Origin of the sequence: Jannaschia sp. M317, assembly GCF_025141175.1 — a bacterium.
Taxonomy (GTDB): domain Bacteria; phylum Pseudomonadota; class Alphaproteobacteria; order Rhodobacterales; family Rhodobacteraceae; genus Jannaschia.
On record NZ_CP081155.1, the window covers coordinates 606507 to 624536 of the forward strand.

Below are 18030 nucleotides of genomic sequence, written 5' to 3' on the forward strand. Positions count from 1 at the left end.
CAGGGGTTGGGTGACTTCCCTTGACCCCAAGCCCGACTTACATATGTGCCACCTGTGCGATACCAAGACCGCATTCCCGATGGCGGGTCCCGGAGAAAAGGATGAATGACGCCGTGATACAACTCCTCGTGCTGGCGGCAATCGCGCTGTTCCTGGTTTTTCGCCTCAAGAATGTGCTGGGCAAGCGCACCGGTTTTGAAAAACCGACGATCCCCGCCCCGCGTGACGATGCGCCGGTTCGCCGGGATTTCGAGGTGATCGAAGGCGGCCCGGATCGTGACATCACCGATCACGTCGCCGAGGGCAGCGTCAGCGCCAAGGCACTGGCTTCGATGAAGGCGGCGGAACCCGGGTTTGTCGTGACCGAATTCGTCGGCGGCGCCCGTCAGGCCTATGAGATGATCCTCATGGCGTTCGAGAATGGCGATCTTGCCTCTGTCGAGCCGTTCCTGTCCGAAGATGTCTACGAGGCCTTCCTGTCGGTCGTGGCCGACCGCGAAGACAAGGGCCTGAAGATCGACGCGAGCTTCATCGGCGTGCGCGAAACATCTCTGGAAGAGGCCGAATTCGACGACGCCACCAGCGAAGGCCAGATCACCCTGCGCTTCGTGGGCGAGTTGACCAGCGTTGTGCGCGACGCCGAAGGCACCATCGTCGAGGGCAACCCCAACGAGATCAAGAAACAGCGCGACATCTGGACCTTTGCCCGCGTGATGGGGTCCGATGACCCCAACTGGAAACTGGTCGCCACGGGCGGCTGAGGTGTCCGCCGACCGCACGCCCCGAACCGCCCCCGAAACGGGGCGGTTTTCGTTTTCCGACCTGCGGGGCTGGGGGGCGGATGACCTGGACGGGGCCTTGGCCGCTTTCCGCCAGGCCCCGGACGATCCCCTGACCGACGCAGCCCGCAACGCGCCGGATGGCCGGACCTTCTTTGAGACGTATTTCGCGCCCGGTCCCGCATCCGTCGGCCATTTCACCGGCTATTACGAGCCAGAGCTGGACGGCAGCCTGACCCAAAGCGCGGCCTTCCCGGTGCCGGTCCACGGTTTGCCCGACGCCGGCTGCACCCATCCCCGCGCCGGGATCGACGCCCACCTTACGGGGCAGGAAATCGTCTGGCTGCGCGATGCGGTGGACCGGTTCTTTCTTCAGGTGCAGGGATCGGGACGGGTGCGCCTGCCGGACGGGACCACATTGCGGCTGGGCTATGCGGGCAGGAACGGGCATCCCTACCGATCCATAGGCAAGCTGCTGATCGAACGAGGTGACTTCAACACCGACATCACGGCTGACGCCCTGAAGGCCTGGCTGCGGGCGGACCCGGAACGCGGTCGTGCCCTGATGGAAGAAAACCCGAGCTACGTCTTCTTTGCGCCCCTTGATGCCCCGTCGGATCAGGGTCCGCGCGGCACGCTTTGCCCGGTGACCGCAGGGCGGAGCCTGGCCGTCGACCCGGATCGTACCCCCCTTGGCACCCCGATCTGGATCGAGGTCGATGGCATGGCCCGGCTTTGCATTGCGCAGGACACCGGGTCCGCGATCAAGGGTCCGGGTCGGGGGGATCTGTTCTTTGGAACGGGCGATGCGGCGGGGCAGGCGGCAGGGCGGCTCAACCATGTCGGCAGTTTTCGCGCCCTGGTGCGCCGATGAGACGGCGCAACCTGTCTCCGGAGGATCGCGACATCTGGGCGCGGTACACCCGCACCGCCGACCCCCTCGGCCGGGAGGAGCGGGACCGCGCGCCCACCCCGGCCCCTGAACCCACCCCCGCCCCGCGTGCCCCGCGTCAGGTCAAACCCTTTCAACTGGGCGAAAAGGCCCGCGCCCGCAGCAGCACCCACGCGCTGGCCCCCACCGTGTCCGAGGATGTGCGCGCAGCCCCCCTGCGGATGGATGCCAAGGCGCATAAACGCATGAACGCGGGCAAGCTGCGGCCCGAAGGCAAGCTGGACCTGCACGGCATGACGCTGGCCGTGGCGCAGCCTGCGCTGACCCGCTTTGTCATGGCCGCCCATGCGGACGGAAAGCGCCTGATCCTGGTCGTGACCGGCAAGGGCAAATCGAAACCCTCCGACACCGTCATGCCGAACCGTCTGGGCGTGTTGAAACATCAGGTGCCGCAATGGCTGTCCATGGCACCCCTGTCCCCCTTGGTCCTGCAAGTGCGCGAGGCGAACCGCGCACATGGCGGGTCAGGGGCGTATTACGTCTATCTCCGCCGCGGCTAGGCTGGCGCGGACCCGCGTGACGGTGACCGCGGCCAATCCGCCTGCGAACAGGAAATAGACCCCGATCGCGGTCATTTGTCCCGGAAAATCCACGCCCAGGTCGATCACCCAGCCGGTCAACCCCGGACCGATGGCAGAGCCCAGAACCATGATGGCCGTCGCCAGTGCCTTGATCGCGCCCAGATGGCGTGTGCCGTAGAATTCCGCCCAGAACGCGGTGGGAACCGTCGCCTGCGACCCGGTTCCCAGGGCAAACACGCACAGCGCCAGCGCCGCGCCCGCCAATGTCTCGGCCCAGCCCATCAGGAAAAAGGCCAGGGCAAAGGGCAGCATATAGACCTTGATCATCCGTGCCGATCCGATCCGGTCCAGAACCACCCCGGACAGCAGCGTCGTCGCGACCGAAACCACCGTGAACAATGGCATCAACGCCACATACCCGGTCAGCGACCAGCCCTTGACCACGGTCAGGTGCACCTGGTGAAACCAGAGCGCGGTCCCGAATGCAGGTGGCCCCAGCAGCAGGGGGACCAAACCCCAGAACAACGGGTGACGCAGCATGGCGCCCCGCGTCCAATGACGCCCGGACATGCCGGCTATAGGCTGTTCCCGGGCGATGCTCTGCGGGGTGCGTTCGGCGCGCAGCAAGCGCAGCAGGACAGGGATCGTCGCCACGGTCGCCAGCGCCGCAATCCCCCAGAGCCAGCGCCAGTCCATGACGCCAAGTCCCGCCACGAACAGGATCGGTAAGATGGCCTGTCCCAGGGCAAACCCCATGGCCGAAATCGACAGCGCGCGCCCCCGCGTCGCCACGAACCAGCGCGCCATGGCAACGGCGGCCAGATGGCTCATCATGCCCTGTCCGGCAAAGCGCAACAGGAACACGGCAAGCACCAGCAACGCCGCATGTCCCGCGCCCGCCATGGTCAGGCAGGCCAGCGTCAGCAGGACACAGGTCGCCACTGCCAACTGCCGCACCCGCAGCCGGTCGGTCACCGGCCCGACAAAGACCATCGCCGCCGCCGAGGCGGTGGTGGCCACGGCATAAAGCAATCCCCATTGACCATCGGTCAGGGAAAAGGTGGCCATGATCTGCGCGGCAAACAGCGCGATAAAGAACGTCTGCCCATAGCTCGACGTAAAGGAAATCAAAACGCCAGCCGACAGGAACGGCGCGTTGTCGCGCAGAAAGGGCAGGGTGGCCCCCGGTGCGGCAGGGGCCGGATCGCTCACAACACGTATCGCGACAGATCGGTGGACCGGGCCAGCTCACCCAGTTGGCCTTCGACGAAATCGGCATCGACGGTCACTTCGGTGCCACCCTTGTCGGGTGCCTCGAAGGACAGCTCCTCAAAGACCCGTTCCAGCACGGTATAGAGCCTGCGGGCCCCGATATTCTCGACGCTTTCGTTGACCTGCGCGGCGATACGGGCCAGGGCGGCGATGCCTTCGGGGGTAAAGGTGACGGTGACCGCCTCGGTGGCCATCAGGGCCTTGTATTGCAGGGTCAGGGCGTTGTCGGTCTCGGTCAGGATGCGGACGAAATCGTCCTCGGTCAGGGCGCGCAATTCGACCCGGATCGGCAGGCGCCCCTGCAACTCCGGCAAGAGGTCCGAGGGTTTCGCCACGTGAAAGGCACCCGAGGCGATGAACAGGATGTGGTCGGTCTTGACCGCGCCGTGCTTGGTCGAAACGGTCGTGCCCTCGATCAGGGGCAGCAGGTCGCGCTGCACGCCTTCGCGGCTGACGTCACCGCCGCGCGCGTCCTGCCGGGCGCAGACCTTGTCGATCTCGTCGATGAAGACGATGCCGTTCTGCTCTACGGCGCGGATCGCCTCGCGGGTGACGGTCTCCGCATCCAGCAGCTTGTCCGCCTCTTCGTCGATCAACAGGTCGTAGGACGCCGCAACCGTCAGCCGTTTCTTGACGGTGCGCTGCATCATCTTGCCGAACATCTCGCCCAGGCCGGCCATCTGATCCATTCCCGGTTGACCCGGAATGGCCATGCCCATCGGGTTGGAGGTGTCGGCCACCTCCAGCTCGATCACCTTGTCGTCCAGCTCTCCGGTACGCAGCTTCTTGCGGAAGGCTTCGCGCGTGCCCTCGCGGGCATCGACCCCGGCCAATGCTGTGATCACACGATCCTCGGCGGCGGTATGGGCCTTGGCCTTCACCTCTTCGCGCATCTGTTCACGGATCATGAGCTGGGCGGCGTCCACCAGATCGCGGATGATCTGTTCCACGTCACGGCCGACATAGCCGACCTCTGTGAACTTGGTCGCTTCGACCTTGAGAAACGGCGCACGGGCCAGTTTGGCCAGGCGGCGGCTGATCTCGGTCTTGCCGACACCGGTGGGGCCGATCATCAGGATGTTCTTGGGATAGACCTCATCGCGCAGATCGTCGCCCAGCTGCTTGCGCCGCCACCGGTTGCGGAGCGCCACGGCAACGGCACGCTTGGCGTCTTTCTGGCCGATGATGAACCGGTCCAGTTCGGACACGATTTCGCGCGGGGTCAGGTCGGTCATGCGGTCATCTCCTTCGTCCACGCCTACCTAAGCGCAGTTCACGGAAACGCAACGTTGCTCGCATTTGCGTTGATCCGGGATTGAGCCGGTTCCAAACCGTGATGTGACTACACGAAAGACGCCTGCATGAAGTCTATCCGGATCGACTACCCCCCAAAGTCCGAAGTCCGCTGGGGACCGGGGAGCGGCTATCCCCATGGCACGATGGAGATGTTCGAGGCCCAGAAGGACGCGCACCGGGATTTCATTGACTTGCTTGGCCGGTACGAACAGGATTTCCTCGACATCCCGCGACTGACCCAGGATGAGACTTTGCACCGTTGGCAGCAGAGCTGGTTCATGCCGCTCGATGGGATGAGCAGCTACGCCCTCGTGGCGGATCGCAAGCCGCGGCAGATGATCGAGATCGGCTCCGGCAATTCGACGAAGTTCTTCGCTCATGCCAAGCGCAATCATGCCCACAACATGATCCTGCATTCCATCGACCCGCACCCACGGGCCGAGATCAACGCGCTCTGTGATCACATTTAACGCACGCCCCTCGAAACGGTCGATCTGTCGATTTTTGGCGCGTTGCAGCCGGGTGATATGGTCTTCCTCGATGGATCGCATCGGACGTTCCAGAACTCCGACGTCACGGTTTTCCTTCTCGACGTGCTGCCTCGCCTTGCACCCGGAATCACGGTTGGCATCCACGACAACTTCCTACCGCGAGACTATCCGGAAGATTGGATCGCGAAGTATTACAGCGAGCAATACATGCTTGGGGCCTACATGGCGCCCTTCGGACCCCAGTTCCCGCTCGTTGCTGCCTGTCACTACTTGCACAAGTTCATGAACGACGACCTGCTGGCAGCTTTCGGCCCGGAGTTGATCGGACATCTACCCGAAAAGATCGCCCAACGGGTTCCCGCGCGGATCAACGGGGCCTGCTTTTGGTTCGAAACACGCAAGTTGACATGACTTCACGTGGTCGTGCGTGAGGCTAGGCAACACGGCGCGTGCGATGCAGGGTGCGGACAACAATCTGAGGAGTTCTCCATGCACCGTCGTTCCTTTCTTGCCCTCGCCGCCGCTGGCGGCGCGATGCTGTCCACCAGCCGCGTCTTTGCCGGGGGCCATGGCCGCCTTGGCACATTTACGGGCGCTGCCCGCTACGGCATCGGCGGCACTGCCGAAGTGGCGGGCAATCAGGTCAACCTGCTCGACGATTTCCGCTTCGGCAGCGCGCCGGATCCCAAGGTTGCGCTGGGCCGTGATGGCTATGACCCCAAGACCCTGATGGGTTTGCTCAAGAACACCAATGGGGCCTCCAGCTATGCGATTCCTGACGGCATCAACCCGGACGACTACAACGAGGTCTGGATCTGGTGCGAACGGTTCAACGTCCCTCTGGGCGTGGCGAAACTGAGCTAGGGGGCAGGCGGTCGCGCAGGGCGGCAGGCACTGCTTGCATCAGCCCCGCGCGCACCCGCGTCCAACCCGCGCCCAGGCCAACCAGACCCACCCCAAGCAACAGCACGACGGGGGCGAAGCCTTCGCCCTCGGTCGCCAATGACACCAGCACGACGATGTAGCCTATGGCCGAGATCAGAAAGGATCGCCGGTCGATGATGACGGCAACACCGGCCATGGCCGCAAGAAACACGGCCAGCACGGACAGGTGCCCCGCCCCGCCCCCTTCGATCAGGGACAAGGCGACCGTGTTCACGATGGCCGGCGCCGCGATCACATGCAGCCAGAAGCCGTTGGCCGACCGCAAGGTCACCCGATGCGGATCGGCCATGTCGAACCGCATCGCCGCCGCAAAGAGAACCAGTCCAAAGACCAGCGTGCCCAAGGCCAACGGCCCCGATGCGGACAGAAGGAACAGGCTGCGGCCCGTGATCTCTTCTCCGGTGCCGGCGGCCAGGGCCAGGATCAAACAACCAAAGGCTGCCGCCGCGATGACCGCCATGGCAAAGGGCACCCGGTAGCGTAGCCAGAACAACGCCGCCGTCGCCGTCGTCAGCGCCAGGGGCATCACGGCCGATTCCAGGTCGACACCGCCCAGCAGGGTCACGCTGCGGTTGACCAAAAGCCACAGCGCCAGCGCCGTCCCGCCCCAGGCCAGTGACAGCGCGATGGCAGGCGCGACCATGCGGCGGCGGCGGATGAAATATTCCGACAAGAGCGCGATCAACACCAACGTCAGGATCAGGCCGACCGTCCAGATCGTCGACCACCCCCCCGACGTTGCCGCCACGGCGGTCCAGACCCCGAACCAGCCGGCCGCCAGAATGCCGAGGCCGACGACGATGAAGATCTCGTTGAAACCCCGGAACAGCTCGAACGGTTCTTCGCCCGGTCTGGCCGCGCCGCGTCCTGTCGACCGGGCATCCGCCAGGGTGACCAGCCGCGCGGCCTGTGCCTCGGTCACGATACCCGCGCCGACGGCGGCGCGCAGATCATCGTCGGCGATCATTGGCCGATCGTCTCTACCGTCAGGTTTCCGTTGGTATAGACACAGATGTCTGCGGCGATCCCCATGGCCTTGCGGGCAATCGCCTCGGCGTCCAGATCGCTGTCCATCAGGGCGCGGGCAGCGGCCAGGGCAAAGTTGCCGCCCGATCCGATGGCGGTCACGTCATGTTCGGGTTCCAGCACGTCCCCGGCCCCTGTGATCACAAACAGGTCGGTGCCATCCGAGACGATCAACATCGCCTCCAGCTTTTGCAGGTACTTGTCTGTGCGCCAATCCTTGGCCAGCTCCACGCTCGCGCGGGCCAGTTGGCCGGGCGTCGCCTCCAGCTTCTTTTCCAACCGCTCCAACAGGGTGAAGGCATCGGCGGTGGACCCGGCAAAGCCACAGACCACGTCAGATCCGCCGGGTGTCAGGCGGCGGACCTTGCGGGCGGTGCCCTTCATCACGGTCTGACCGACGCTGACCTGTCCGTCACCTGCGATGACGACGTGCCCGCCCTTGCGGACGCCGATGATGGTTGTGCCGTGCCAGCCGGGGAAATCGCTCATGACCTGTCTCCTGTCGCTTGGTCCCCGATATGGGGCGCGTTCAGGAAAATCGCCACCCTTTGCGACGCGGCACCCGAACGGCCAGCATCGGCATCAGCCAGGGACCGCGAAACCGGCGCAGGTCCAGCGCCTCATAGACGCCGGTGGTTTTCTGTCCCTGAATAACCGTTTCCACGGCGCAGCGGTTGTAGAACGGTGCATCCAGCATTGCCTTGACCTGCCGCGGTCTGTGCCCCGCGTCGCAGCGCGTTTGCCGCGCCACCAACCAGTTGGACCGGCGGAAAGACTGCAGCGGCGGGGCTTCGATCTCGGTGCAGCTGCCATTGGCCTCGAACCGCAGCGCCACATTGAGCGTTGAGCCATCCCGCCGCACCGCGTCGTAGAAGGCGACCGAACCGCCAGAGACCGGGAACCGACCCCAGGACCAAGTGTCGAAATCCGCCTCGAGCGCGCGGGTGCCGAAATTGGCATCCAGATAGCCATGCCCCTGCCAGCACCAGCCAGGACGGTTCAGATCGACCTCTATCGCCGCCGTGGGTGCAAGGGGCCGCCAGACGTGGGCGCCATCCTCGGTCAAGGGCACCTCGATGTCGGTGATGGCGGTGGGCGTGACCGTGATCGACCCTTTCAGGCGCTGGGCGTGGGGGGTCGAAATCTCGTCGATGTCGATCACCAACCGGTCGCCGTCCCACCGCAGGGACGAGGGCCCGACCTTCATCGACGTCTCGGTCAGGCGCAGGGCGTCGCGCCCCCTGTCGGTCATGGTCCAGCGTCCGCCGCGTCCGTAGGTTACGACGTTGATGCAGACGTGATCCGACGGCTCTTGCCGCCCGCTCCAGCGATACCAGGGCGAGAAGACGGAGCCGATGAAGGCGATGACAGAGACGGCGCGCGTGCCGCAGGCGCTGATGCCGTCGATGTACCACCAGGCGTAGCCGTCCGGCGGAACCGAGAGGTCGAAGCAAGGTCCGCGCAGATCGCCTCGGCCGCGAGCCGCCCGGACGTGGCCGCCATCGGCACCCCCGCCCCCGGGTGCACGCCCCCGCCCGCCAGATACAGCCCCGGCAGAGAGGTCCGCGCCCTGGGCCGGTCGAAGGCAGCCATCAGTCCCTTGGGCGATCGCCCGTAAAGGGATCCGTCCGACCCCGGAAACAGCGCGTTGAACTGCTCCGGCATGGTCAATGCCTCCGGCCCCGGGACCTGATCGAAGGTCAGGCCCATCCGGGCCAGCCGGGTAAAGGTGATCTTTCGGCATATCTCCTGCTCCTCCGGCTGGGGACGGGTGCCCGCGCGGGGCGGGGCGTTCATGATGATCTCGAACCGGCCCGGGCCCGCCCCTGTCTCGGCGGCATCTTGCGCGCAGACGTATAGCGTCGGATCCCCCGGCAGGCGGCTCGCGGCAATATCCGGGAATTCGCTGTTGGGATGGCGCGCGAAATAGACGTTGTGATGGGCCAGGGCGGGTCCTGTCGGGCGCGCGGCAAAGGACCAGACGCAGGCCGAAAGGCTGCGGGGGGTGACCGACCTTGCGGGCATTGGCGCGGGGCCGGACAGGCATCGGTCCAGCGCGCGCGGGTCCCCGTTGAACAGCACCGCATCGCAGGCAAGGCGGTCATCGGCGGTCGCCACGGCGCAGGCGCGCCCATCGCGCACCTCTATCGCGGTGACGTCGGCGTCGAACCTGAACCGCGCGCCGCGATCTTCGGCCAGATGTTGCAGGGCCCGCGCCAGCCTGTGCATGCCACCGGCCACGGTCCAGACGCCCCGCGCCTCGGCCTGCCAGATCAGCGATAGCAGCGCGGGCGCGGTCAGGGGGTCGCCGCCGACATAGGTCGCATAGCGGCCAAACAGCTGTCGCAGGCGCGGATCTCGAAACCGTCGGGCAAGTTCACGCGCCATCGTCAGCCCGGGACGCAGGGCGGATATCAGGCCCGGATTGCGCAAAACCAGCTTTGTCATGCCCGACAGCCGGGGTGCTGCGGATTGCATCATCGGTCCCTCGAAGGTCTCGAACAATCTTGCCGTATCGCGGTGAAAGACCGAAAACTCCCGCGCGGAATCGGGTCCGGCAAAGGCACGGATCGCTGCCTCCGATTCGTTCGGATCGGCATGGAGATCGAGGGGCCCGCTGTCTTCCCAATGGTGGCGGGCCAGCACGGTCAGAGGCGTCAGCGTCACGTGATCTGTCAGCGTTTCGCCGCAATAGTCGAACAGTTCCTCGAACACGGGGCGCAGGGTCAGCACCGTTGGACCGGCATCCACCGGCCCGGCGATGCTGGGCAGGGTGCGCATCTTGCCGCCCGGTCCGGCGGCGCGGTCCAGAACGGTCACGTCACAGCCGTCCTGCGCCAGCCGCAGGGCCGCGGCCAAGCCGCCGATCCCGGCCCCGATGATGACGACCCTTTCGGACATGATCCCCCGCATGAGTTGACAGACGACGTATTATGTCCACATCATGTTACACCAACTGTCATTTTGCAATGACACTCCGTCGGAGGACCGCCATGCCCCTCAGCGCCCGTATAGAGGCCGAGATCGACCGCGCCCTGGCGCGGGCCACCCGTGCCCGCCCACCCGCGCGATTGGCGGCGGCCCTGCACCACGCGGTAAAACCAGGTGGCGCACGTATCCGTCCGACCATCGCCCTGTCGGTTGCCATGGCCTGTGGCGATGACCGCCCGGCGTTGGCCAATGCCGGGGCGGCGGCGATCGAGCTGATCCATTGCGCGTCGCTGGTGCATGACGACATGCCCTGTTTCGACGATGCGGACACGCGGCGCGGCAAGCCCTCTGTCCATCGCGCCTTTGACGAGCCTATCGCCCTTCTGACCGGTGACAGCCTGATCGTGCTGGGCTTCGACATCCTGGCGGAGGCGGCGCAGGCCGAACCCGCCCGCGCCGCCCGCCTGATGTCCGAACTGGCCCGCTATACCGGCATGCCCCATGGCATCTGTGCCGGGCAGGGCTGGGAGAGCGAGGCAGAGATCGACCTGGCCACCTATCACCGTGCCAAGACCGGCGCGCTGTTCACCGCCGCGACCCGCATGGGGGCTGCCAGCGCCGGGCAGGACCCGGAGCAGTGGACCGAACTGGGGGCCCGCATCGGCGAAGCGTTCCAGGTGGCCGACGACCTGCTGGACGCGCTGCAGCCGTCCGACGTGACGGGCAAGCCCGCCGGGCAGGACGCCTTGCACAACCGGCCCAGTGCGGTGTCGCGCTATGGCGTCGATGGGGCCATCCGGCGGCTGGAAGACATCCTGTCCGGCGCCATCGCCTCGATTCCCGCATGTCCCGGCGAGGCGATGCTGGCCGAGATGGTGCGCCGCACCGCCAAGCGTCTGACGCCCGCGCACCACGCCACCCCTGCCGAATGACCCTGTCGGAGCCTTTGGCCCCGACCCGGCGCGGCAATCCCCTCATGCGGTTGATCGCCTCGCGCCGGTTCCAATCCTTTTGTGCCGCGACCCCCGTTCTGCGCCGTTTTGCCCGCCGCGACGGAGAGGCTCTGTTCGATCTGGTCGCGGGGTTCGTGCATTCGCAGGTGCTTTGGTCGGTGGTCGAACTGCGGCTGCTGCACCATCTGGCTGACGGGCCGCAGGGGGTTGCCGGACTGGCGCGGGGGGCCGGCATTGCGCCAGACCGTATGGTCGTGCTGTGCAATGCGGCCTGCGCGCTGGGCCTGATGTCACGCAAAGCTGACACCTACCGTCTGGCCCGCAAGGGCGCGGCCCTTTTGGGCGTGCCGGGGCTGGAGGCGATGATATCTCATCACGCGGTGCTCTACCGTGATCTGTCCGATCCCCTGGCCCTGCTGCGGGGCGGCGAGACGGAGCTGTCGCGGTTCTGGCCCTACGTCTTTGGGGCCGGTGCCGCAGAGGATCCGCAGGTTGCCGCGCGCTATTCGCAACTGATGGCCGACAGTCAGGCGCTGGTCGCCGAGGAAACCCTGCGCCGGATCGACCTGTCCGGTGCCCAAGAGGTGCTGGATATTGGCGGAGGCAGCGGCGCGTTCCTGACGGCGCTGGGACAGCGTCACGCCAAGCCACGCCTGCATCTGTTCGACCTGCCTGCCGTCGTTCCCGCCGCCGAGGCGCGGTTCGGGGCCGCGGGCCTGTCCGCCCGTCTGCGCGTGACGCCGGGCAGCTTCCGCGATGACGCCCTGCCTGCCGGGGCCGATGTCGTGACGCTGATCCGCGTGCTTTACGACCACGGGGACGACACGGTTCTCGATCTCATGCGCAAGGTCCATGCCGCCTTGCCCCCCGGCGGTCGGCTGGTCGTCAGCGAGCCGATGACCGGGGCCGCGCGGCCCAGTCGGTCGGGGGATGCCTATTTTGCGGTCTACTGCATGGCGATGCAAACCGGTCGCGCCCGCGACCCGGATCAGATTCGCGCCCTGATGATGCGTGCCGGATTCGCCCGGATGCAGGATCACGGCACCACGCGCCCCTTTGTGACCCATGTCCTGTCCGCACGGAAACCATCAGAATGACACAGCATGTGTCTAGATGAATTGACATATCGCAATGTCTGCTTAAAGTGACAGTCAGGGAGCGACTCTCCCGACACCGCTGGGGAGGGCATCTTGCAGACTGAGGGAATCATCATGACGGGACCGGGGGCCATCGGCCTTGGCGTGCTCGGCCTGAAGGCACCCGCCGAGGGGTCTGTCGTCGTCGACATCCATCAGTCCGCGATCTCTACCGGCACCGAAAAACTGTTGTGGTCCGGTGAGATGCCGACCTTTCCCGGCATGGGGTACCCCCTTGTCCCCGGTTATGAGGCCGTGGGCGAGGTGATGGAAACCACGCCTGGTGCGACCTACAAGGTGGGGGATCGGGTGTTTGTGCCCGGTGCCGATTGCTACACCGACGCGCGGGGTCTGTTTGGGGCCGCGGCCCGCCGGATCGTCACACCGTCCGATCGGCTTGTGCGAATCGACCGGGACTTTGGCGCAAGGGGCGCCCTGTTGGCGTTGGCCGCCACGGCGCGTCACGCGATTGCAGGGCTGCGTACGGATCTGCCGGACCTGATTGTGGGCCACGGGGCCTTTGGCCGCCTGCTGGCGCGTCTGACGGTTGCCGCCGGCGGCACCCCGACGGTCTGGGAAACGCAGGCTGACCGTCGCGGCGGGGCCATCGGGTACGACGTCATCGACCCCGCGACCGACACGCGCCGCGACTATGCCACCATCTATGACGCGTCGGGCAATGAGACGTTGCTGGACGATCTGATCGGGCGGCTCGCCAAGGGAGGAGAGATCGTGCTGGCCGGGTTCTATCCGCGCCCGGTGAATTTCGCCTATCCGCCCGCCTTCATGCGCGAGGCCCGCTTTCGCATCAGCGCGGAATGGACCCGCGACGACCTGATCGCCACCCGCGACCTGGTCGAGGCGGGGATCTTGTCGCTGGACGATCTGATCACCCACAGCCGCCCCGCGTCCGACGCGACCGCGGCCTACGAACAGGCGTTTTCCGCACCGGATTGCCTGAAAATGATTCTCGATTGGGAGCACCACGCATGAGCCTCGATGTCCCCAACCTGAAGGACTTCTCCGACCGTCTGCGCGACGAAGCGCATGAGGATCTGGCCGATGTCATCCCGACCGAGGCCACCAAGAAGACGCAGATCATCGCGATCTACGGCAAGGGCGGCATCGGCAAGTCGTTCACGCTGGCCAACCTCAGCCACATGATGGCCGAACAGGGTAAGCGCGTGCTGCTGATCGGGTGTGATCCGAAATCCGACACCACCAGCCTGCTGTTCGGCGGCAAGGCCTGTCCGACGATCATCGAGACCTCGACCCGCAAGAAGCTGGCGGGCGAAGAGGTCGCGATAGGCGATGTCTGTTTCAAGCGCGGCGGTGTCTTTGCGATGGAACTGGGCGGGCCGGAAGTCGGCCGCGGCTGTGGCGGACGTGGCATCATCCACGGGTTCGAGTTGCTGGAAAAGCTGGGCTTCCACGATTGGGATTTCGACTACGTCCTGCTGGATTTCCTGGGCGACGTGGTCTGCGGCGGCTTTGGCCTGCCGATTGCGCGGGACATGGCGCAAAAGGTGATCCTGGTCGCGTCCAATGACCTGCAGTCGCTTTATGTGGCGAACAACGTCTGTTCGGCGGTGGAATACTTCCGCAAACTGGGCGGCAACGTCGGCGTCGCGGGTCTGGTCATCAACAAGGATGACGGATCGGGTGAGGCGCAGGCCTTTGCCAAGGTCGCGGGCATTCCCGTGCTGGCGTCCATTCCGCAGGACGACGACTTGCGCAAGAAATCCGCGAACTATCAGATCGTGGGAACCGATGAATCGGAATGGGGCGTGTTGTTTGCCGCCCTGGGCGACGCGGTTTCGGTGGCCCCGCCGGTGCGTCCGACGCCCGTGGACCAGGACGGTCTGCTGGCCCTGTTCGACGGGTCCGAAACCGGGGCCGGTGTCACACTGGAACCTGCGACCGACGCCGACATGCGCGGCAAATTCTATGCGCCGACCCCATCGTTGGAGGTCGTCTACGACGATGCCTGACGATTTCGGACATATCGAGGCCCCGCAGGGGGGGTGCGCGTCGACGGAAACGATGGACGCCGCCGCGCGCGCGGCAGGGTCCGGTGATATCCTCGACCGGTACAAGGCCGACTATCCCGTGGGCCCGCACGACAAGCCGCAATCGATGTGCCCCGCCTTTGGGTCGCTGCGCGTGGGCCTGCGGATGAAACGGGTCGCCACGATCCTGTCCGGGTCGGCCTGCTGCGTCTACGGTCTGACCTTCGTGTCGCATTTCTACGGCGCGCGCCGGTCGGTGGGCTACGTGCCCTTCGACAGTGAATCGCTGGTCACCGGCAAGCTGTTCGAGGACATTCGCGACGCCGTTCACGCCAGCGCCGACCCGGCCAAGCTGGACGCCATCGTGGTCACGAACCTTTGCGTGCCGACCGCCAGCGGCGTGCCGCTACGGCTGTTGCCCGACCAGATCGACGGCGTTCGCGTCATCGGGATCGACGTGCCGGGGTTCGGCATTCCCACCCACGCCGAGGCCAAGGATGTCCTGGCCGGGGCCATGCTTTCCTACGCCCGCAAGGAAATCGCCGCAGGTCCTGTACCTGCGCCGAAAGCGGGCAAATCCGATCGTCCAACAGTCACGCTGTTGGGCGAAATGTTTCCAGCGGACCCCTTGGGGATTGCTGGAATGCTCGCGCCACTCGGTCTGGCGGCAGGTCCGGTCGTTCCCTGCCGTGAGTGGCGCGAGTTATATTCTGCGTTGGATTGTGGCGCTGTCGCCGCGATCCATCCCTTCTACACCGCAGCCGTGCGGGAGTTTCAGGCGGCCGGACGCCCTGTGCTCGGATCGGCCCCCGTGGGGGTCGATGGAACGGCGGCGTGGCTCGCTCAGGTCGGCGATGTCTTTGGGATCGAGGCGGCCAAGGTCGCCCTCGCGCAGAACCAATTTCTCCCCGCGATCAAGGGCGCGCTGGCCGCCTCCCGGATCGACGGGACGGTGACCGTGTCGGGCTACGAGGGCTCTGAGCTGCTGGTCGCGCGCCTGCTGATCGAAAGCGGTGCGGATGTGCCCTATGTCGGCACGGCCTGCGCCAGGACGCCCTGGTCCGCCCCGGATCTGGACTGGCTGGAGGCGCGCGGCGTCACGGTCAAGTTCCGCGCCTCGCTGGAGGATGATCTGTCGGTGATGGAAGGGGTGCGCCCCGACCTGGCCATCGGCACGACTCCGGTCGTCCAGAAAGCGAAGGAGCTGGGGATTCCCGCGCTCTACTTCACGAACCTGATTTCGGCCCGACCCCTGATGGGCCCCGCCGGAGCCGGGTCGCTGCAACAGGTGGTCAACGCGGCCATGGGCAATCGCGACCGCATGACAAAGATGAAGGGCTTTTTCGAGGGCGTTGGCACGGGCGATGCCGCCGGTGTCTGGCAGGGTGCCCCGAACCTGCGCCCCGATTTCCGGGCTGCCCATCAGAAGAAACTCGACAAGAAGGCGCGCGCTGCCAAAGCCGCGACCATGATCTGATGCTGGTGCAGGACCATGATCGGGCCGGTGGCTATTGGGGCGCGGTCTATGCGTTCTGTGCGGTCAAGGGTCTGCAGGTCGTGATCGACGGTCCGGTGGGCTGTGAAAATCTGCCGGTCACCTCTGTTCTGCACTACACCGACGCCCTGCCGCCGCATGAACTGCCGATTGTGACGACCGGTCTGGGCGAGGAAGAGCTGGGCCGCGACGGAACCGAAGGCGCGATGAAGCGGGCCTGGGCCACAATGGACCCGGCGCTGCCTGCGGTCGTGGTCACGGGATCCATCGCCGAGATGATCGGCGGCGGTGTCACGCCCCAGGGCACCAACATCCAACGGTTTCTGCCGCGCACCATCGACGAAGATCAGTGGCAGGCCGCCGACCGCGCGATGACCTGGATCTTTACCGAGTTCGGGATGACCAAGGGGCGGATGCCCCGCGAGAAAGCGCGCGAAGACGGGGCCAGGCCCCGCGTCAACATCCTGGGTCCGATGTACGGCACCTTCAACATGCCTTCGGATCTGGCCGAAATCAGGCGTCTGGTCGAAGGCATCGGGGCCGAGATCAACATGGTCATGCCGCTGGGCGCCCACCTGGCCGAAATGCGCGACCTGGTGAACGCCGACGTCAATATCTGTCTCTACCGGGAATTCGGGCGCGGGCTGTGCGAGGTGCTGGGCAAACCCTATCTGCAGGCCCCCATCGGCGTCGAAAGCACCACCGCGTTCCTGCGCAAGCTGGGCGAGCTGACGGGGCTGGACCCGGAGCCGTTCATCGAGGTCGAGAAGCATTCGACCCTGAAGCCGGTCTGGGATCTGTGGCGGTCGGTCACGCAGGATTTCTTTGCCACCGCGTCCTTCGGGATTGTCGCGAACGAGACCTACACCCGCGGCATCCGCAAGTTTCTGGAGGACGACCTGGGATTTCCCTGCGCCTTCGCCACGGCCCGCATCGCCGGCAAGAAATCCGACAACGATCAGGTTCGCGCCGACATCCACGGGCGTCGTCCGCTGGTCCTGCTGGGGTCGATCAACGAAAAGATGTATCTGACCGAAATGGCGGGCGGGCACGGGCCGAAGCCGGCTTTCATCCCCGCCAGCTTTCCGGGGGCCGCGATCCGTCGGGCCACGGGAACGCCGTTCATGGGCTACGCCGGTGCGACCTATCTGTTGCAGGAGGTGTGCAACGGCCTGTTTGACGCGCTGTTTCACATCCTGCCGCTGGGCAGCGAAATGGACGCCGCCGAGGCGACGCCCACCCCTCTGCGCCGCGATTTCCCCTGGGAGCCGGAGGCGCAGGCCCTGCTGGACCGGATCGTCGCGGGCTTCCCGGTTCTGACACGAATTTCCGCCGCCAAGATGCTTCGCGACGAAGCGGAGGCGGCGGCGCTCAAGGCGGGGGCGGCGCGCGTCGATGCGCGCACCGTGGCCGCCCTTTCGCCCACCCATAAGGAGGAGAGCCATGTCTGACATGACCTCGAACACGCCCCTCGTGCGCAATCGCCGGGAACCGGGCTGGGAATACTGGATGTACTTTGCGCCGATCTTCGCGCTGTCGCTGCCGCTGGCGGTGATGCGCGCGGGGGTTGCGGCGGTGACATCCGACACCGGGCCGCGACCCGGCATCGTGACCGATGCCTGGGCACGTGCGCGCGATGTGACGACGACGATCTTCTCGGTCTGACGACCGGGACGATCCCGAGATACCCGCGGCACGTCAGACACGCCCTGGGTCGAAACAAGGCTCCCCTTCCCGTGGCCGGGCGGATCGGAGCACCGCTTTCACCCCCCGCCAGGGGGGTGATCGGCCGGTGTCGCAATAAGGCGGCACCGGGGCCCGGCCGCAGGGTGTGCGGCGTCAGTTCCAAGGAGTTTTCCAATGGCTGACAGAACCGACCTGTCCTTTACAGGTCTGACCGACGAGCAGGCCCAGGAACTGCATGCGGTGTATTTGAGCGGGCTCTGGCTGTTTTCGGCAGTCGCCGTAGTCGCCCACTTGCTCACGTATATCGTGTTCCCCTGGTTCAGCTGGTGAGGAGATGGACATGAGCAAGTTCTACAAGATCTGGCTGGTATTCGATCCGCGCCGTGTCTTCGTGGCACAGGGAGTTTTCCTCTTCCTGCTGGCCGTGATGATCCACCTCGTGCTGCTTTCCTACGATGGCTACAACTGGTTCGAGCTCAGCTCGAACGCCCGCCTCGTGGACTGATCGCGATCCACACGACACCGGTGCGGGCGATGG

Annotated in this window: 21 protein-coding genes; 15 read left to right on the forward strand and 6 right to left on the reverse strand. The window is 65.8% G+C overall.

Annotation, left to right across the window (positions count from 1 at the left end):
- The first annotated feature begins 101 nt into the window (after positions 1–101).
- From K3551_RS03185 to K3551_RS03195, 3 genes are read left to right on the forward strand one after another with little or no spacing between them, the layout of a single operon-like run.
- A complete protein-coding gene (locus tag K3551_RS03185; RefSeq protein WP_259917610.1) occupies positions 102–761 on the forward strand; it encodes a Tim44/TimA family putative adaptor protein in 660 nt (219 codons plus the stop codon).
- Positions 724–1653: a murein transglycosylase A gene (locus tag K3551_RS03190; RefSeq protein ID WP_259917611.1), complete on the forward strand. Its 930-nt coding sequence runs from the start codon at positions 724–726 to the stop codon at positions 1651–1653. Before K3551_RS03185 ends, K3551_RS03190 begins: the two co-directional genes overlap by 38 nt.
- Positions 1650–2231: a Smr/MutS family protein gene (locus K3551_RS03195; protein ID WP_259917612.1), complete on the forward strand. Its 582-nt coding sequence runs from the start codon at positions 1650–1652 to the stop codon at positions 2229–2231. Before K3551_RS03190 ends, K3551_RS03195 begins: the two co-directional genes overlap by 4 nt.
- On the opposite strand, the gene K3551_RS03200 is transcribed toward K3551_RS03195, so the two are convergent.
- Entirely contained in the window at positions 2196–3464 is a 1269-nt protein-coding gene (locus K3551_RS03200; protein ID WP_259917614.1) for an MFS transporter, read from the reverse strand. The genes K3551_RS03195 and K3551_RS03200 overlap by 36 nt on opposite strands.
- Positions 3461–4759 carry an ATP-dependent protease ATPase subunit HslU gene (hslU, locus tag K3551_RS03205; RefSeq protein ID WP_259917616.1) on the reverse strand — a complete coding sequence of 433 codons (1299 nt, stop codon included), beginning with the start codon at positions 4757–4759 and terminating at the stop codon, positions 3461–3463. Before hslU ends, K3551_RS03200 begins: the two co-directional genes overlap by 4 nt.
- 126 nt (positions 4760–4885) lie before the next feature.
- Between hslU and K3551_RS03210 the strand changes: the two genes are divergently transcribed.
- The 3 genes from K3551_RS03210 to K3551_RS03220 all read left to right on the forward strand — a co-directional run bounded on the left by K3551_RS03210 (position 4886) and on the right by K3551_RS03220 (position 6175).
- Positions 4886–5290, forward strand: coding sequence for a hypothetical protein (locus K3551_RS03210; protein WP_259917618.1), 405 nt, complete (start codon positions 4886–4888; stop codon positions 5288–5290).
- Positions 5291–5347: 57 nt separating this feature from the next.
- Positions 5348–5722 (forward strand): class I SAM-dependent methyltransferase, encoded by a 375-nt coding sequence (locus K3551_RS03215; protein ID WP_259917620.1) that lies wholly within the window; start codon positions 5348–5350, stop codon positions 5720–5722.
- Between the two features lie 78 nt (positions 5723–5800).
- Positions 5801–6175, forward strand: coding sequence for a DM13 domain-containing protein (locus K3551_RS03220; RefSeq protein ID WP_259917622.1), 375 nt, complete (start codon positions 5801–5803; stop codon positions 6173–6175).
- Here the strand turns inward: K3551_RS03220 and K3551_RS03225 are convergent.
- The 4 genes from K3551_RS03225 to crtD are packed head-to-tail and all read right to left on the reverse strand — an operon-like array spanning position 6141 to position 10183.
- Entirely contained in the window at positions 6141–7223 is a 1083-nt protein-coding gene (locus K3551_RS03225) for a hypothetical protein (RefSeq protein ID WP_259917623.1), read from the reverse strand. The genes K3551_RS03220 and K3551_RS03225 overlap by 35 nt on opposite strands.
- Entirely contained in the window at positions 7220–7771 is a 552-nt protein-coding gene (hslV, locus tag K3551_RS03230) for an ATP-dependent protease subunit HslV (RefSeq protein WP_259917624.1), read from the reverse strand. The genes K3551_RS03225 and hslV overlap by 4 nt, the downstream gene beginning before the upstream one ends.
- Before the next feature lie 40 nt (positions 7772–7811).
- Entirely contained in the window at positions 7812–8648 is an 837-nt protein-coding gene (gene crtC, locus K3551_RS03235) for a carotenoid 1,2-hydratase (protein WP_409197420.1), read from the reverse strand.
- Positions 8561–10183 (reverse strand): 1-hydroxycarotenoid 3,4-desaturase CrtD, encoded by a 1623-nt coding sequence (gene crtD, locus K3551_RS03240; RefSeq protein ID WP_259917629.1) that lies wholly within the window; start codon positions 10181–10183, stop codon positions 8561–8563. Before crtD ends, crtC begins: the two co-directional genes overlap by 88 nt.
- Before the next feature lie 92 nt (positions 10184–10275).
- On the opposite strand from crtD, the gene K3551_RS03245 reads away from it, so the two are divergent.
- From K3551_RS03245 to pufA, 9 genes are all read left to right on the forward strand, one after another.
- A complete protein-coding gene (locus K3551_RS03245; RefSeq protein WP_259917632.1) occupies positions 10276–11145 on the forward strand; it encodes a polyprenyl synthetase family protein in 870 nt (289 codons plus the stop codon).
- Positions 11146–11189: 44 nt separating this feature from the next.
- Complete coding sequence (locus tag K3551_RS03250) at positions 11190–12263, forward strand: acetylserotonin O-methyltransferase (RefSeq protein WP_259917634.1); 1074 nt, start codon at positions 11190–11192, stop codon at positions 12261–12263.
- Between the two features lie 93 nt (positions 12264–12356).
- Positions 12357–13295 carry a chlorophyll synthesis pathway protein BchC gene (gene bchC, locus K3551_RS03255; RefSeq protein WP_259917636.1) on the forward strand — a complete coding sequence of 313 codons (939 nt, stop codon included), beginning with the start codon at positions 12357–12359 and terminating at the stop codon, positions 13293–13295.
- Complete coding sequence (locus K3551_RS03260; protein ID WP_259917638.1) at positions 13292–14293, forward strand: chlorophyllide a reductase iron protein subunit X; 1002 nt, start codon at positions 13292–13294, stop codon at positions 14291–14293. The genes bchC and K3551_RS03260 overlap by 4 nt, the downstream gene beginning before the upstream one ends.
- Positions 14286–15788 carry a chlorophyllide a reductase subunit Y gene (gene bchY, locus K3551_RS03265; RefSeq protein ID WP_409197402.1) on the forward strand — a complete coding sequence of 501 codons (1503 nt, stop codon included), beginning with the start codon at positions 14286–14288 and terminating at the stop codon, positions 15786–15788. The genes K3551_RS03260 and bchY overlap by 8 nt, the downstream gene beginning before the upstream one ends.
- Entirely contained in the window at positions 15788–17257 is a 1470-nt protein-coding gene (bchZ, locus tag K3551_RS03270) for a chlorophyllide a reductase subunit Z (protein WP_259917640.1), read from the forward strand. The genes bchY and bchZ overlap by 1 nt, the downstream gene beginning before the upstream one ends.
- Entirely contained in the window at positions 17250–17471 is a 222-nt protein-coding gene (gene pufQ / locus K3551_RS03275; protein WP_259917642.1) for a cytochrome PufQ, read from the forward strand. Before bchZ ends, pufQ begins: the two co-directional genes overlap by 8 nt.
- 195 nt (positions 17472–17666) lie before the next feature.
- Positions 17667–17822, forward strand: a complete 156-nt coding sequence (gene pufB / locus K3551_RS03280) for a light-harvesting antenna LH1, beta subunit (protein WP_115380695.1) — start codon at positions 17667–17669, stop codon at positions 17820–17822.
- Positions 17823–17832: 10 nt separating this feature from the next.
- A complete protein-coding gene (gene pufA, locus K3551_RS03285) occupies positions 17833–17997 on the forward strand; it encodes a light-harvesting antenna LH1, alpha subunit (protein WP_259917644.1) in 165 nt (54 codons plus the stop codon).
- The last annotated feature ends 33 nt before the right edge of the window (positions 17998–18030 follow it).